Origin of the sequence: Kitasatospora aureofaciens, assembly GCF_019192735.1 — a bacterium.
In the GTDB taxonomy this organism is placed as follows: Bacteria; Actinomycetota; Actinomycetes; order Streptomycetales; family Streptomycetaceae; genus Kitasatospora; species Kitasatospora aureofaciens_A.
This window is the reverse complement of sequence record NZ_JAHTKP010000066.1, coordinates 1-15,581: the sequence shown is the minus strand read 5'-3', so window position 1 is coordinate 15,581 and position 15,581 is coordinate 1. Positions and strand designations below refer to the sequence as shown.

Here is a 15,581-nt window from a genome sequence, read left to right as displayed (position 1 = left end):
GCGGCCTCGTCGTGACGGAGTGAGTGCGGAGTCAGTGCAGCAGGCCGCCGAGCGGCAGCGTCGCCGTGGCGCTGCCCGGCGTCGAGGTGCTGGTGGTGGCGGTGCCGGTCGGCGTGGGCGTCCCGGTCGTGGTCGGCGTGCCCGTGCCGGTGGGCGTGGGCGTACCGGTCGGCGTCCCCGTGGGCGTGCCCGTGCCGGACGGCGTCGGCGTGCCCGTCCCCGACGGCGTCCCGGTCGGCGAGCCCGTCCCGGACGGCGTGCCGGTCCCGGTCCCGGTCCCGGTCGGCGTCCCCGGCGTGGTCGACGGCGTGCCCGGGGTCGTGGACGGCGTCCCGGGGGCGGGCGGCGTGCTCGGCGCCGGGACGGGCGGCCGCTGCTCGGCCGGGGTCGGGGCGATCGGGGTGACGGTGTCCCAACCGGCGGGCAGGTCGGGCACCTTCCAGGCGCCGCCGGCGTCGTCGGCCGCGCCGGACGGGTCCGGCCGGACGGCCCCGAGGATCGGCATCGAGCCGATCGGCGACACCTTGATCACGGCACCCGGCCGGGGCGCCTGGACGATCAGCCCGCCGCCGATGTACATCGCGACGTGCGTGGCGCCCTCGAAGTAGACGACCAGATCGCCGGGGCGGATCTGGTTCAGCGGGATGTGCTGGAGCTGCGCCCACTGCTCCTGGCTGGTGCGGGGGATCGGCTTCCCGGCGTGCAGCCAGGCCTGCGAGGTGAGGCCGGAGCAGTCGTAGGACTCCGGGCCGAATCCGCCCCACAGGTAGGGCTTGTTGAGCTGGGCGAGCGCGAACGCGACGGCGGCGCGGCCGGCCAGCGAGGGGGTGCGCTCGCCCTGACCGAGGGCGCCGGAGGCGAGGAGGGCGAGCTGGGCCTCGTCGGCCTTGGCCTTCTCCAGCTTCTCCAGGTCGGCGCGCTGGGCGCCGGTGAGCGAGGAGACCAGCTGCTCGACGGCGGCGAGGTCGGTGGCGACCTTGGCCTTGGCTGCCTCCTGCTGGGCGACGAGCGTCTGCGACGTCTTGAGCGCGTCCTCGGTCTGCTTCTTCAGCCCGGCCAGCGCGTCGCGGTCGCTCTTGAGCCGGTCCAGGAACTCGGACTGCGAGCGGCTGGCGGCGGAGAGCAGTTCGGCGATCGTGACCGCCTCGTACGGGTCCTTGGAGAGCAGCAGTTCGGCGTAGGCGGAGGCGGCGCCGTTGCGGTACTGGGCGGCGGCGAGCTGGGAGGCGATGTCGGTGCCGGCGTCGACCTGCTTCTGCTGGCGGTCGAGCCGGCCCTGGAGGTCGGTGAGCGCGGCCTGCTGCTCGGCGACCTTGGCCACCGCGCCGTTGTACTGCTCGGTGGCGGCCTCGGCGCTCTGGTAGAGGGTGTGCAGCTGGTCGAGCAGCGGGCCGAGGGTGGCCTTGGCGGCGGCGAGCGGGTCGTCGCCGGGGCTCGCGGTGACGCCGGGGGTTCCCGGGTCGGGGGCGGCGTACGCGGCCTGGGTTGCGAGCGGGAGCGCCAGCGCGGCGGCCGCGAGGACGGCTCCGCAGCGGAGGGCGGCCCGCACCCAGGGTCGTACCTCTGCCGTCTCGGTGCGCCGTTCAGCCCCGCCCATGGGTTCGTCCTCCCCGCCCAGCCCCTGTCCCCGGGTTCCCCGGATCCCGGCCGATCCTCCCATGGGTTACCCGTCGGAAACAGAGCGCGCCAGGACTGGCAGATGAATTCTCCCTTCATCTCTCCGTTCACCTGTGAGACAGGTCTCAGCAAACCGGAGCGAAGCGGGGCGATCTTCGCTAATGTCCAGCTCAGCGCGACCTGGGTCACCATTCCGAAAGATTCCGGCCATCGCCAGGACACCATCGGAACCACGATTCCCGGGTCAGTTCACCTTCCGTTTACCAAACCTGCCTACGGTCACGCTCGACACCAACGTCCGTGCGACAACTACGACGATTGTTTGGGTATGGAACACATCTCGTTCCTGGTAGCCGTTGTGATCATCACGGCGCTCGCCTTCGACTTCACCAACGGGTTCCACGACACCGCCAACGCGTCCGCCACCGCGATCGCGACGGGAGCCCTCCGGCCGAAGGTCGCGGTCACCATCGCGGCCGCCCTCAACTTCGCGGGCGCGTTCCTGTCCGTGAAGGTCGCCACCACCATCTCCGGCGGCATCGTCAACGAGAAGGCCGGCATCCACCCCGAGATCATCTTCGCCGCACTGGTCGGCGCGATCCTGTGGAACCTGCTGACCTGGCTGCGCGGCCTGCCGTCCAGCTCCTCGCACGCGCTCTACGGTGGCCTGATCGGCGCCACGATCGTGGGCGTCGGCATGAACGGCGTCAACTTCGACACCGTGACCACCAAGATCATCATCCCGGCGGTCGCCTCCCCGGTCGTCGCCGGCCTGGCCTCCTGGGGCGCCACCAAGCTCGCCTACGCGATCACCCGCAAGGGCAACGACGCCGCCACCACCAAGGGCTTCAAGACCGGCCAGATCTTCTCGTCCTCGCTGATCTCGCTCGCGCACGGCACCAACGACGCCCAGAAGACGATGGGCATCATCACCCTGACCCTGGTCTCGGTCGGCGCCCTGCCGAAGGGCGCGCTGCCCCCCACCTGGGTGATCGTCTCGGCGGGTGCCGCGATCGCGCTCGGCACCTACATGGGCGGCTGGCGGATCATCCGCTCGATGGGCAAGGGCCTGGCGGACATCCAGCCGCCGCAGGGCTTCGCCTCCGAGTCGGCCGTCTCGACCGTCATCCTCACCTCGTCGCACATGGGCTTCGGCCTCTCCACCACCCAGGTCTGCACCGGCGGCATCATGGGCGCCGGCCTCGGCGGCCCGAAGCCGGAGCTGCGCTGGAGCATGGTCCGCCGCATGGTCTACACCTGGGGCCTGACCCTGCCGGCCGCCGCCCTGGTCTCCGGCGGCGCGGCGCTGGTGGCCCAGCAGGGCACCTGGGGCGTGGCGCTGGTCGGCGCCGTCCTGGTCGCCGGCTCGGGCGCGATGTGGATGATCTCGCGCCGCCAGCCGGTCAGCGCGGACAACGTCAACGACGTCAGCGACGTCACCCCGGTCGAGGCCCCGGTCCCGGTCGACGTGAACCCGGCCGTCGCCCCCGCGAACGCCCCCACCCCCGCCTCGACCACGGTCGCGGCCTGAGCACGGCCGGCTGAGGAGCACTCACCATGCACATCAAGTGGAACGCGCTGGCCCAGACCGCCGGCGCCAGCTTCGGCATCACCGTCGCCGTGGTCGCGGTCTTCGCGCTCGGCATCCTGGCCCTGTCCCGCCGCGAGGCCGCGCTGACCACCCGCGAGGGCGAGACCGCCCCGGCCGGCGGCGGCCGGCTGGCGCTGGCCGGCGCGTACGCCTGCTTCGGCGTCTGCGCCGCGGCCGTCGTCTACGGGCTGGTGCTGATGGCCGCGCAGTAGTCGCCCGCACCGCACGCGAAAGGGCCGGGGAACGGATCTCACCGTTCCCCGGCCCTTTCACATGCCCCGCGTGGTAGCTCAGCTCTGCTGACTGGTCTTCAGCGCGGTCTCCTTGATGAACAGCACCGTGATGAACGCCAGCAGCGCGAACGGCGCGGCCCACAGGAAAACCGTGCCGACGCCGTGCCCGAAGGCGTCCGTCACCAGCGGGAGGATCGGGGCGGGCAGCTTGTGCAGGTCCGGGATGCCGCCGCCGGCCACCGCGTGCCCGGCCGGGACGTGCGCGGCGGCCAGATTCTCCGCGAGGTAGTGGCCGACCTTGTTGGTCATCAGCGCGCCGAGCGCGGAGACGCCCATCGCGCCGCCCATGGTGCGGAAGAAGGTGACGACCGAGCTGGCAGCGCCCAGCTCGTGGCGGGGCACGGTGTTCTGCACCGCGAGCACCAGGTTCTGCATGGTCAGGCCGAGGCCGATGCCGGTGATCGCCATGTAGACGGAGAGCAGCCCGTAGTTCGTGTCGGCGCGGGCAGTGCCGAGCAGGCCGAAGCCGATCGCGAGCAGCGCCGTACCGGAGACCAGGTAGGCCTTCCACTTGCCGTACTTGGTGATCAGCCGGCCGGCGACGGTGGAGGAGACCGCCAGGCCGAGGATCATCGGCAGGGTCATCAGGCCGGCCATCGTCGGGGACTTGTCCCGGGCCAGCTGGAAGTACTGGCTGAGGAAGGTGGTCGCGCCGTACATCCCGACGCCGACCAGCACGCTGGCCAGCGCGGCCAGGGCGACGGTGCGGTACCGGAACAGGTCCGGCGGGATGACCGGCTCGGCGGCGCGGCGCTCGATCACGACGGCGAGCGCGCCCAGCAGCAGGCCGCCGCCGACCATGGCCGTGGTCTGCCAGGACACCCAGTCGTAGTTCTTGCCGGCCAGGGTGATCCAGATCATCAGCAGGCTGACGGCGCCGGTGATGACCAGCGCGCCCAGGTAGTCGATCTTCGCCTTGCGCCTGACCACCGGCAGCTTGAGGGTGCGCTGCACCACCGCGATCGCGGCCAGCGCGAACGGGATGCCGACGTAGAAGCACCAGCGCCAGCCGAGCCAGGAGGTGTCCACGATGACACCGCCGATCAGCGGACCGCCGATGGTGGCCAGGGCGAAGACCGCGCCGAAGTAGCCGCTGTACCGGCCGCGTTCGCGCGGCGGGACCATCGCGGCCAGGCAGATCTGGCCCAGCGCGACGACACCGCCGGCGCCGATCCCCTGCAGGGCGCGGCAGGCAATCAGCTCACCGGTGTTCTGGGAGAGGCCGGCCAGGGCGGAGGTGGCGATGTAGATCGCCAGGGCGATCTGGAGCAGCAGCTTCTTGCTGGCGAGGTCGGAGAGCTTGCCCCAGATCGGGGTGGAGGCGGTGAGGGTGAGCAGGGCCGCGGTGATCACCCAGGTGTAGGCGGACTGGCCGCCGTGCAGGTCGGTGAGGATGTGCGGCAGGGCGTTGGAGACGACGGTCGACGAGAGCACGGCCACGAACAGGCCGAGCAGCAGGCCGGACAGCGCTTCCATCACCTGCCGGTGGGTCATCGGTCGGTCGTCGACGGCGGCGGCCGTGCCGGTCGCGGCCTCGGTGGTCACGGTCATCTGCGTCCTTAAAATTCGTTGCCTTAAGCAACCATAGGGCAAATGGTTGACTTAGGCAACTTTCTTCAAGCCGAAGCAAAGCCCGGCCGACCCCCGCACCACACGGGCCCCGCCGGGCTCACCCCTCACTCCACAGAGGGCTCTCCTCACTCCACCGAGGGCTCTCCGCGCTCCGCCGAGGGGTCTCCGATCACGTCGTTGAACCGGTGCAGCAGCTCCGCGAAGCGGACCACATCCTCCGGCGACCAGCCGCCCAGCACCTCGCGCACCCGCTGCATCCGGACATCCCGGGCGGTCAGAAAGCGCCGCCGCCCGTCCTCGGTCAGCGAGACGAACGCGGCCCGCCGGTCCAGCGGATCCGCCTCCCGGGCGACCAGGCCCAGCTCCTCCAGCGCCCGGATCTGCCGGCTCACGGTGGCCTTGCCCACCGCGAAGTGCACGCCCACGTCCGTCACCCGCACGCGCCCGGCCTGCTCGACGTAGCCGAGCATGCTGTACGCCATGCCCTCCAGCTCCGGGTGCACCCGGCGGGACAGCTCCGCGACCCTGGCCCGCCCGCGCCGGAACATCAGCGCGACCTCGCGCTCCACCGCCAGCAGGGCTTCCTCGCCACTCTCCGCACTCACCGCGCCAGTATCCCGCAGCCGCAGTGGCCGGAACCCGGCGCGCGAGGTGCGACAAGCCAACTACTTCATGGTATGAAGTATTCGCTAGCGAAAGTATCCGCTTTCCCCCTATACGCAAGGAGATGTGGATGGCCGCCCCGGGGCAGGGTTTCGTCGCCGAACTGAAGGGAGCGGTCACGCCGCGCGCGGCACTGCTGGTGATCGCCGTGCTGCTGCTCCAGCTCGGTTTCATCACCTCGTACGTCGGGGCGCTGCACCACCCGACCCCGCACAACCTGTCGATCGCGGTGGTCGCCCCGCCGCAGGTCTCCCCGAAGCTGGTCCAGGCGCTGGACTCGGTGCCGAACGACGCCGTCAAGGCCGTCACCGCGCCGGACGCGGAGACCGCCACCCAGCAGATCAAGGACCGGAAGATCTACGCGGCGCTGGTCGTGAACCCGGCCGGCACCGAGGACACCCTGCTGACCGGCGGCGCCCGCGGCCCGTCCGCGGCCAAGGCCGCCGAGACGATCACGGTCGCGCTGGAGAAGAGCCAGGGCCGCACGGTCAAGGTCGAGGACGTGGTCCCGCTCGCCAAGGGCGACACCAACGGCCTCTCCGCCTTCTACCTGGTGATCGGCTGGTGCGTCGGCGGCTACCTGGTCGCCTCGATCCTCGGCATCAGTGCCGGCTCCAAGCCGGCCAACACCCACCGCGCGGTGATCCGGCTCGGCGTGCTGGCGCTGTACTCGATCGCGGCCGGCGTCTTCGGCACCCTGATCGCCGGTCCGGTCCTGGACGCGCTGCCCGGCTCGATCCTCAGCCTGTCGGCGGTGGGCGCCCTGGTGGTGTTCACGGTCGGCGCGTTCACCATGGCGCTGCAGTGCCTGTTCGACATCATCGGCATCGGCATCGCGGTGCTGGTCTTCGTCGTGCTCGGCAACCCGAGCGCGGGCGGGGTCTACCCCGCGCCGATGATGCCACCGTTCTGGCGGGCGATCGGCTCCTGGATCCCGAACGGTGCCGGTACCGCCGCGGCCAAGTCGATCGCCTACTTCGGCTCCACCAACCTGGCGATGCCGCTCCTGGTGCTCGTGGTGTGGGCGGTGCTCGGCGTCGCGGTCACCTTCCTCGCCGTCCTGCGCGGCCCGCGTTCCGGCGGCCGGGAGCTCGTCCAGGAGGCGTGAGCCACCACGTGAGCTGCGGTGCCCCTAGAGCCCCTCTTCCCGGCCGGGGGCACCGGCGTTCTCAGGCGCCCGCCAACCGGCCCGGATCCGCGATGATCGCGCGCACCACACCGACGGCGGCGCCCAGCAGCGGCCCGCGCCGGCCGAGCCGGGAGACCGTCAGCCGGTCGTCCGACCAGGGCCGGACGGTCACCCGGGCGGCCAGCTCGGCCCGCATGGCGGGCAGCAGCCAGGGCGCCAGCTGGGCGTAGCCGCCGCCCAGCACCACCTCGGCCGGGTCCAGCAGGTTGACCGCCCCGGACGCCGCGATGCCCAGCGCCGCCCCGGCCCCGGCCAGCGCCTCACGCACCTCCGCGTCCCCGGCCTCGGCGCGCTCGGCGAGCAGCGCCACCCAGTCGCCCCGGATGCCCTCCAGCCCGGCCGCGCGCAGCACCGCCGCCTCCCCCGCGTACTGCTCCAGGCAGCCGTGTGCGCCGCACGCGCAGCGCGGCCCGTCCGGGTGCACCGGCACGTGGCCGAACTCGCCCGCGTAGCCGCGCGCCCCGCGCAGCAGCCGTCCGCCGACCACGATCGCCGCGCCGACACCGGCCTCGGCGGAGACGTGCAGGAAGTGGTCCGGGCCGCCGCCCAGCCAGAGTTCGGCGAGCCCGCCGAGGTTGGCCTCGTTGTCCGCGTCGACCGGCAGCTCGGCCAGCTCCTCCGCGCCGGCCGCGCGCAGGGCGAGGCGCAGCTCGGCCGCGAGCGGCACGTCCGCCCAGCCCAGGTTGGCGGCCCGCTGGAGCACCCCGCCGGTGCTGCCGACCAGGCCGGGCACGGCGAGCGCCAGTCCGGCCGGGCGCAGGCCCGCCTCGGCAACGGCCCCGCGCAGCAGTTCGGCCAGGTCGGCCATGACGGCGGCGGGCGTGCGGCCGCGGTTGCGGATCTCCTGGCGGCGCCAGGCCCGGACCTCGCCGCGCAGATCCACCACGCAGGCGCCGAGGTGCTCGACGCCGATCTCGGCGCCCAGGCCGCCGGGCCCGCGCGGGTTGAGGCCGAGCGCGGTGCCGGGCCGGCCGACCTTGCCGCTGGGTGCGGCCGGGCCCTCCTCGACCACCAGGCCGCCGGCGATCAGCTCCTCGGCGAGCGAGGAGACCGCCGCCCTGGTCAGCCCGGTCTCGGCGGCGACCTCGGCACGGGAGCGCGGGGCGCGCGCGATCACGCCGAGCACCAGCGCCAGGTTGGCCCGGCGCATCCCCTGCTGGCTGGCGGGCCCGGTCCGGACTTCCGGCTCGCGCATCGCGCTCATGCGCCCACCTCGCTCCGCTCGGCAGGCGCTTCGCGCAACGCGCACCTCTCAATGATGAGCCCGCTCCGCGCGCTCATGCGCCCACCTCGCTCCGCTCGGCAGACGCTTCGCGCAACGCGCACCTCTCAATGATGAGCCCGCTCCGCGCGCTCATGCGCCCACCTCGCTCCGCTCGGCAGGCGCTTCGCGCAACGCGCACCTCTCAATGATGAGCCCGCTCCGCGCGCTCATTGCGCTGCCCACCTCTCAGTGATGAGCTCACGTCGCTCACCACGCCCTGGGCGTCTCCCCGGGCGTCTCGTGTGCAGCGTAACCGGGTTGGGGCGGCGGTTGCGCCGCGGTGGCGGAGGGCTCGGCGAGCCGGGTGAAGACCCACCGCTGCATCGCCCAGAAGCGGAACAGCATGGCGACGAAGGTGCCGACGATCATCCCGCTGAGGAAGTCCGCGATCTCCTGGGTGAAGGAGCTGACGAACGGCTCGCGCAGGTCCAGGACGTACCGCGAGATCGCCAGCGGCACGTCGTTGACGCCGATCGCCACTGCGCTGACCAGGAGGAACAGCACCGCCTCCCGTTGCCGCCCGCCGGCCCGGAAGGCCCAGCGGCGGTTCAGCACGTAGGAGACGACGGTGGCGATCACGGTCGCGATGGTCAGCGCGACCACCGGCTTGTGCTCCAGGACGGTGAACTTCAGCTCGAAGTTGATCACCGTGGTCAGCGCGAAACAGGTGCCGCCGACCAGCAGGAACTTCACCAGCCTGCGGTGCCGCACCAGGAACGGACGCAGCCGGGCCGGTACCCGGGCCAGGACACGCTGAGTGGGGGACGGCATCTCCGCAGTCTCGCACGCAAGGCGCCGCTCCCTCCGTCACTCGGCGCAAATCCGCAGCACGCCGGTGGTCGTGCCCCGGTGCCGCAGGTGCCACATGGCGGGGCCCGGTGGAGCAGCCCTCCTGCTCCACCGGGTCCCTGAGCCGCTGTCAGGCCGCGGCGACCAGGATATCGGCCGGCTCAAGGGCCAGCTTGAGCACGTCGCGGACGTCGGACACCGGGTGCACGGTGAGCCGCTCCAGCACCTCGGCCGGGACGTCGTCCAGGTCGGCCTCGTTGCGCTTGGGGATGATCACCGTGGTGACCCCGGCCCGGTCGGCGGCGAGCAGCTTCTGCTTCACCCCGCCGATCGGCAGCACCCGCCCGGTCAGCGACACCTCGCCCGTCATCGCCACGTCGGTGCGCACCTTGCGGCCCGACAGCAGCGAGGCCAGCGCGGTGGTCATGGTGATGCCCGCGCTCGGCCCGTCCTTGGGGACGGCCCCGGCCGGGACGTGCAGGTGCACGCCGCGGTCGCGCAGCGAGGTGGCCGGCAGCTCCAGCTCGGCGCCGCGCGAGCGCAGGAAGGAGAGCGCGATGTGCGCGGACTCCTTCATGACGTCGCCCAGCTGCCCGGTCAGGGTCAGCCCGGTGCCGCCGGTCTCGGCGTCGGCGAGCGAGGCCTCGATGTAGAGGACGTCGCCGCCGGCGCCGGTCACCGCGAGGCCGGTGGCCACGCCGGGGACGGCGGTGCGCCGCTCGGCCGGCTCCTGGGCGGCCTCCGGCACGTGGTGCGGGCGGCCGATCAGGGCGCGCAGGTCGTCCGCGCCGATCGCGGCGGGCAGCTCGCGCTCGCCGAGCTCGGCCTGGGCGGCGAGCTTGCGCAGCACCCGGGCGATCGAGCGCTCCAGGTTCCGCACGCCCGCCTCGCGGGTGTACTCCCCGGCGAGCCTGCGCAGCGCCGGCTCGCCGACGGTGACCTGCTCGCCGCCGAGACCGGCCTTCTCCAGCTGGCGCGGGAGCAGGTGGTCGCGGGCGATGACGACCTTCTCGTCCTCGGTGTAGCCGTCCAGGCGGACCAGCTCCATCCGGTCGAGCAGCGGCTCGGGGATGGCCTCCAGCACGTTGGCGGTGGCGAGGAAGACGACGTCGGAGAGGTCGAGCTCGACCTCCAGGTAGTGGTCCCGGAAGGTGTGGTTCTGCGCCGGGTCCAGTACCTCCAGCAGGGCGGCGGCCGGGTCGCCCCGGTAGTCGGAGCCGACCTTGTCGATCTCGTCGAGCAGGACGACCGGGTTCATCGAGCCGGCCTCCTTGATCGCCCGCACGAGCCGGCCCGGCAGCGCGCCGACGTAGGTGCGCCGGTGGCCGCGGATCTCGGCCTCGTCCCGGACGCCGCCGAGCGCGACCCGGACGAACTTGCGGCCCATGGCGCGGGCCACCGACTCGCCGAGCGAGGTCTTTCCGACACCGGGCGGCCCGACCAACGCCAGCACCGCTCCCCCGCGCCGGCCGCCGATCAGCCCGAGCCCCTGATCCGCCCGGCGCTTGCGCACGGCCAGGTACTCGACGATGCGGTCCTTCACATCGGCCAGGCCGGCGTGATCGGCGTCCAGCACCGCGCGGGCGCCGGCGATGTCGTACGTGTCCTCGGTGCGCTCGTTCCAGGGCAGCTCCAGGACGGTGTCCAGCCAGGTGCGGATCCAGGAGCCCTCTGGGGACTGGGCCCCGTCTCGACTGGCCCGCTCCAGCTTGTCGACCTCCTTGAGCGCGGCCTCCCGCACCTTCTCCGGCAGGTCGGCGGCCTCGACCCGGGCGCGGTAGTCGCCCTCCTCGTCGGCCGGGTCGCCGTTCAGCTCGGCCAGCTCCTTGCGGACGGCCTCCAGCTGGCGGCGGAGCAGGAACTCCTTCTGCTGCTTGGCGACGCCCTCCTCGACGTCCTTGCGGATGGTGTCGTTGACCTCCTCCTCGGCGAGGTGGTCGCGCAGCAGCGTCAGCGCGTACTCCAGGCGGGCGACCTGGTCGGCCTCCAGCAGCACCTTGAGCTTCTGCTCGGCGGTGACGAAGGGCGCGTAGCCGATGTTGTCGGCCAGCTCGCCGACGCCCTCGATCTGGGCCACCCGGTCGACGATCTGCCAGGCGCCGCGCCGGCGCAGCCACTGGGTGGAGAGGGCCTTGTACTCCTTGACCAGCTCGGCGGCCCGGCCGGCCACCGGGGTGCCCACCGAGGACTCCCGGAACGGCGTGGTCTCCACCCAGAGCGCGGCGCCGGGACCGGCGGTGCCGACGCCGATCCGGACCCGGCGCACGGCGCGGACCAGCGCCGCCGGCTGGCCGACAGTGTCTGGGCCGTCGGCCAGCCGGCCGACCTGCTCGACGGTGGCCAGCGTGCCGGCCGCCGCGTACGAGCCGTCCACCCGCGGGACCAGCAGGACCTGCGGCTTGCCGGCGCCGGTGGCCGCGGCGCGGGCGGCCTCGACCGCCGCGCGCACCTCGGTGTCCTTCAGGTCCAGCGGGACGACCATGCCCGGCAGGACGACCTCGTCGTCGAGCGGCAACACGGGCAGGGTGAGCGGTGTGGACGTCGATGCCATGATCTCTCCCCAGTCAGTGAACTTGAGTCGACCTGACTAAGGCCTGGCGGGCGCCGGATGTTCCCCGGCTCGCGTTCGCCATGAGCGAACAGGGAAGCCCGCAGATGGGGCCGTCAAAAGTCACTCGGACGAGTCAGCGGGCGTCCAGCACGGGGGCACCCCCGGGCGAGGGCGCGGACGCGGAACCGGCCGCCGGCACCTCGGCGCGGCGCGACCGCAGCGGCCGCCCGGGGCCGCGGCGCAGCCAGCGCCACAGCGCCACCCCGGTGAGCACCGCTGCCGGGTGGCCCACCGCGGTGACCAGGTCGTTCTCGGTGGCGATCTGCTCGGCGATCAGTGTCGCGGCGGAGCCGAGCGCCAGCAGCCGGCCGCGCCAGGACAGCAGCCCGGCCAGCGCGCCGAGGCTGGCCAGCACGCCGTAGCTGACGCCGATGTCCAGGTAGTCCATCGCCGCGGACTCCAGCCGCCCGGCCTCCACGGCGGTGATCACCACCGCCTGGGACAGCAGCGTGGCCGTGACGTGCCCGATCGCGAAGACGGCCGCCGCCCGCCGGGAGCCGACCCGGCGCTCCAGCGGCGCGACGGTGAAGGCGAATCCCCACAGGTACGGCATCCACACCTCGCCGGCCACCCAGAAACCACTGAGCAGCAACGCCCGCAAAGGGTGGTGCAAAAGATTGTGACCGTCGGAACTGGAGGCCTCCTGCAGCCGCAGGACAAGATCCGGATTGGCAAGTTTGCCAAAGGCTGTGGTGGCGCCCACCACGGCGAGATAACCGAACGCGAAAGGGTTGCGCCGCGGCGTCGGCACGCGCGCCAGCAGCCACTCGGTCACCCCGGTGCGCAGCCCGAACCTGAGCATCCCGAACGGCGGCCCGGCAGGCGGCCCGGCGTACGGCAACGGGCGCGATCCGCCCGGTCCGGCACCCCGCCGCAGTCCCGCCATGCCGCCTCCGCTCCACGCCCGCAGCCACCGGCTCTCGCCTGGTGCCCAACGTACCGGCGCACGCCGGAAATCCCACCCGGCGGGGCGTTGTCGTGATCACGGTACGTCGAGGTTCTGAGAACCAGCTGAGAAAAGCCCGTGAAGAACGAGGAACCGGGCGCCCGGCCGGATTCCCGCATTGGTCCATACCTTCTCCCGCTTGACCCGTCAGTAGCGGCTCTGACCGGCGACTTGGCATCAAATCGACTGCATACGTACCGTTACGCAGTGAAAATTCGCCGGGTAAGGTATCGGCCCGTGCCCACTCGTGAGTGGGTCCGAGAGCGGGCCGACAACCGGCCCACGGGCCGGAAACAACCGGTCCACCTGCCGGGAGGCAGCCGCGGTCCGTACGCTGCGAAGTGCGCGGGAGAAGCGGGTGGCCGACCTCCGCCCTCCGATCCGCGCGCGACGGGACGGCGGACCCGGCACAGTCCACGACGGAACAAGACTACGAGCGGAGCCCCGCCATCCCCACAGGTGGCCGGCCCGCAGCCCTGGGGGCGGTGGCGTGACCGTGACAGAAATTCAGCAGGACAACACCAACAGCAGCGGCGGCACGGTGAGCAGCCAACGCAGAGTGCTGGTGGTGGAGGACGAACCCACGATCGCGGAGTCGATCGCGGCCCGGCTGGGCGCGGAAGGCTTCAAGGTCGCCGTGGCCCACGACGGCCCCGGCGCGGTCGACGGCTTCCACACCTGGCAGCCGGACCTGGTGGTCCTCGACATCATGCTGCCCGGCTTCGACGGCCTGGAAGTGTGCCGACGGATCCAGGCCCAGCGCCCGGTACCGGTACTCATGCTGACCGCGCGAGACGACGAGACGGACCTGCTGGTCGGCCTCGGCGTGGGCGCGGACGACTACATGACCAAACCGTTCTCCATGCGCGAACTGGCCGCCCGGGTCAACGTGCTGCTGCGCCGCGTCGAGCGCGCCCAGCAGGCCGCCCGCACGCCCGCGCTCGGCTCGCTGCGCTTCGGCGAGCTGGAGATCGACCACGTGCAGCGCCGGGTCCGGCTCGCCTCGGGCGACGTCCACCTGACGCCGACCGAGTTCGACCTGCTCGCCTGCCTGGCCGCGCAGCCGCGCGCCGTGCTGACCCGCGAGCAGCTGCTGGCCGAGGTGTGGGACTGGACCGACGCGTCCGGCACCCGCACCGTGGACAGCCACGTCAAGGCGCTGCGCCGGAAGATCGGCGCCAGCTGGATCCGCACCGTCCACGGCGTGGGCTATGCGCTGGAGGCCCCGCTCTCCTAGCGGCGCCTCGGGCATCGGGCCTCCGGGGGGCCCGTGTCCCGAACCGCCGTGCACACCGCGGGGGATCACAGGGGACCAATGACCTTTCCACAGCAACGCAACGGGGACGCCGACGGCACGCGGTCGCAGACCCTCGCCGCTCGCGCCGCCCGCCGGGTCTGGGCCGACATCCGGCCGCTCGACCCGGTCCGCTCGATCAAGGGCAAGCTCGCCCTGCTCGTGATCGTCTCCGTCTTTCTCGCCACCGGCATGGTCGTCGTGGCGATGAAGTCAGAGACCCAGATCCGCATCATCATGATCTTCTCGATGATCGCGTCGCTGCTCTTCATGCAGTTCCTCGCGCACGGGCTGACCGCCCCCCTGCGCGAGATGACCGCCGCCGCCCGCGCGATGGCCTCCGGCGACTACAGCCGCCGGGTCGAGGTGAACTCGCGCGACGAGATCGGCGAGCTGGCCGCCGCCTTCAACCAGATGGCGGCCGACCTGGGGGCCGCCGACCGGCACCGCCGCGAGCTGGTCGCCAACGTCTCGCACGAGCTGCGCACGCCCATCGCCGCGCTGCGCGCCGTGCTGGAGAACGTCGTCGACGGCGTCGTCCAGCCCAATCCGGCGACCCTGGGGGCCGCGCTGGAGCAGACCGAGCGGCTCGGCCGCCTGGTCACCCACCTGCTCGACCTGTCCAAGATCGACGACGGCGTGGTCGACCTGGACGCCCGCCCCTTCGAGGTGCGCGAGTTCCTGGACGGCGTGCTGCGCGGGGTCACCGTGGACGGCGCGACGGCGGGCGGGGCGTTCTCCCGCCGCGGGGACGTCCGGCTGGCGCTGGAGGTCAGCCCGGCTGGCCTGACCGGCATCGCGGACCCCGAGCGGCTCCACCAGGTGGTCGCCAACCTGGTCGACAACGCCTGCAAGCACTCCCCGCCCGGCGGCACCGTGACGGTCCGTGCGCGCCCCGACGGCGAGCCCGGCGGCCTCCTACTGGAGGTCGAGGACGAGGGCCCGGGCATCCCGCCGGCCGACCGCAGCCGGGTCTTCGAACGCTTCAGCCGGGCCGGCACCGCGACCGCCCAGGGCCCGGGCTCGGACGGCGGCACCGGACTGGGCCTGGCCATCGCCCGCTGGGCGGTGGACCTGCACGGCGGGCGGATCGCGGTCGCGGAGTCCCCGCGGGGTTGCCGGATCGAGGTCCGGCTGCCCGGCCAGCGGTGATTTCGTGGGATCGTCCAGAGGTTCGCAACGGGACTTGTGTCACAGATCCGACACAGACGTACACGAAGATCGTTCGAAGATTCGGCCGGGGGTTTGTCCGGTTTCATCCGGATATCGTGGCCGATCGGCCCTGATCGCTTCCCCTCAGATGCGGCTTTCTAACGCACATTTTCAGCCAAACTGCAGGTCAGGACTGTGATCTGGGCGACGCCTGAGCCCCGGGGACTGCGCGATCACTGGTCAGGGGCGTAGCCTTAATCCCCGCTGTCCAAACATCCCAAAAGGAAGCGGAAGAGGGCGGTTGCCGCCGTGTCGCCACAGTCCCCTGAAACCCCCAACAGCTCGGCAAGCTCCACTGGCTTCGGCCCCAATGAGTGGCTCGTCGACGAGATCTACCAGCAGTACCTCCAGGACCCGAACTCGGTCGACCGAGCCTGGTGGGACTTTTTCGCCGACTACAAGCCCGGTACCGAGGTGACCCCAGTGACCCAGGCCGCGACCCAGGCCGGCCCCACGCCGACCCCTGCCGCTGCCCCCGCGCCCGCCGCTGCTGCTCCGGCCGCGCCCGCCCCCGCCGCACCGGCGCGGGTGCGGCCGGTG

The 15,581-nt window shown here is 72.5% G+C and carries 13 protein-coding genes; 6 read left to right on the top strand and 7 right to left on the bottom strand.

Annotated features, from left to right (window positions below; all coding sequences use genetic code 11):
- Positions 1 to 31: 31 nt before the first annotated feature.
- Complete coding sequence (locus KV557_RS35260) at positions 32 to 1,597, bottom strand: NlpC/P60 family protein (protein WP_218205670.1); 1,566 nt, start codon at positions 1,595 to 1,597, stop codon at positions 32 to 34.
- A 348-nt stretch (positions 1,598 to 1,945) separates the two neighbouring features.
- Here KV557_RS35260 and KV557_RS35255 point away from each other — a divergent pair, with 348 nt between their 5' ends.
- Positions 1,946 to 3,148, top strand: a complete 1,203-nt coding sequence (locus KV557_RS35255; RefSeq protein WP_218205669.1) for an inorganic phosphate transporter — start codon at positions 1,946 to 1,948, stop codon at positions 3,146 to 3,148.
- A 26-nt stretch (positions 3,149 to 3,174) separates the two neighbouring features.
- Complete coding sequence (locus KV557_RS35250; RefSeq protein WP_218205668.1) at positions 3,175 to 3,420, top strand: hypothetical protein; 246 nt, start codon at positions 3,175 to 3,177, stop codon at positions 3,418 to 3,420.
- Between the two features lie 78 nt (positions 3,421 to 3,498).
- On the opposite strand, the gene KV557_RS35245 is transcribed toward KV557_RS35250, so the two are convergent.
- Entirely contained in the window at positions 3,499 to 5,052 is a 1,554-nt protein-coding gene (locus KV557_RS35245; RefSeq protein WP_256178422.1) for an MDR family MFS transporter, read from the bottom strand.
- A gap of 146 nt (positions 5,053 to 5,198) precedes the next feature.
- The gene (locus KV557_RS35240; protein ID WP_308130230.1) at positions 5,199 to 5,678 is read right to left on the bottom strand and encodes a MarR family winged helix-turn-helix transcriptional regulator; all 480 of its coding nucleotides are present in this window, start codon (positions 5,676 to 5,678) and stop codon (positions 5,199 to 5,201) included.
- 128 nt (positions 5,679 to 5,806) lie between these two features.
- Here KV557_RS35240 and KV557_RS35235 point away from each other — a divergent pair, with 128 nt between their 5' ends.
- Complete coding sequence (locus KV557_RS35235) at positions 5,807 to 6,844, top strand: ABC transporter permease (protein WP_218205667.1); 1,038 nt, start codon at positions 5,807 to 5,809, stop codon at positions 6,842 to 6,844.
- 61 nt (positions 6,845 to 6,905) lie between these two features.
- Here KV557_RS35235 and KV557_RS35230 read toward each other — a convergent pair whose 3' ends face one another.
- The 4 genes from KV557_RS35230 to KV557_RS35215 form a co-directional block, all read right to left on the bottom strand.
- A complete protein-coding gene (locus tag KV557_RS35230; protein ID WP_218205666.1) occupies positions 6,906 to 8,129 on the bottom strand; it encodes an ROK family transcriptional regulator in 1,224 nt (407 codons plus the stop codon).
- 267 nt (positions 8,130 to 8,396) lie between these two features.
- Entirely contained in the window at positions 8,397 to 8,960 is a 564-nt protein-coding gene (locus tag KV557_RS35225; protein WP_218205665.1) for a GtrA family protein, read from the bottom strand.
- A 148-nt stretch (positions 8,961 to 9,108) separates the two neighbouring features.
- Positions 9,109 to 11,529 (bottom strand): endopeptidase La, encoded by a 2,421-nt coding sequence (gene lon, locus KV557_RS35220; protein WP_218205664.1) that lies wholly within the window; start codon positions 11,527 to 11,529, stop codon positions 9,109 to 9,111.
- A 133-nt stretch (positions 11,530 to 11,662) separates the two neighbouring features.
- Positions 11,663 to 12,391 carry a rhomboid-like protein gene (locus KV557_RS35215; protein ID WP_308130232.1) on the bottom strand — a complete coding sequence of 243 codons (729 nt, stop codon included), beginning with the start codon at positions 12,389 to 12,391 and terminating at the stop codon, positions 11,663 to 11,665.
- A gap of 640 nt (positions 12,392 to 13,031) precedes the next feature.
- Between KV557_RS35215 and KV557_RS35210 the strand changes: the two genes are divergently transcribed.
- The 3 genes from KV557_RS35210 to KV557_RS35200 all read left to right on the top strand — a co-directional run.
- Positions 13,032 to 13,772 carry a response regulator transcription factor gene (locus tag KV557_RS35210; RefSeq protein ID WP_374106713.1) on the top strand — a complete coding sequence of 247 codons (741 nt, stop codon included), beginning with the start codon at positions 13,032 to 13,034 and terminating at the stop codon, positions 13,770 to 13,772.
- 78 nt (positions 13,773 to 13,850) lie between these two features.
- A complete protein-coding gene (locus KV557_RS35205; RefSeq protein ID WP_218205662.1) occupies positions 13,851 to 14,981 on the top strand; it encodes a sensor histidine kinase in 1,131 nt (376 codons plus the stop codon).
- Between the two features lie 309 nt (positions 14,982 to 15,290).
- Positions 15,291 to 15,581: 2-oxoglutarate dehydrogenase E1 subunit family protein (locus KV557_RS35200; RefSeq protein WP_218205661.1), on the top strand; the 291-nt coding region annotated here is incomplete at its 3' end.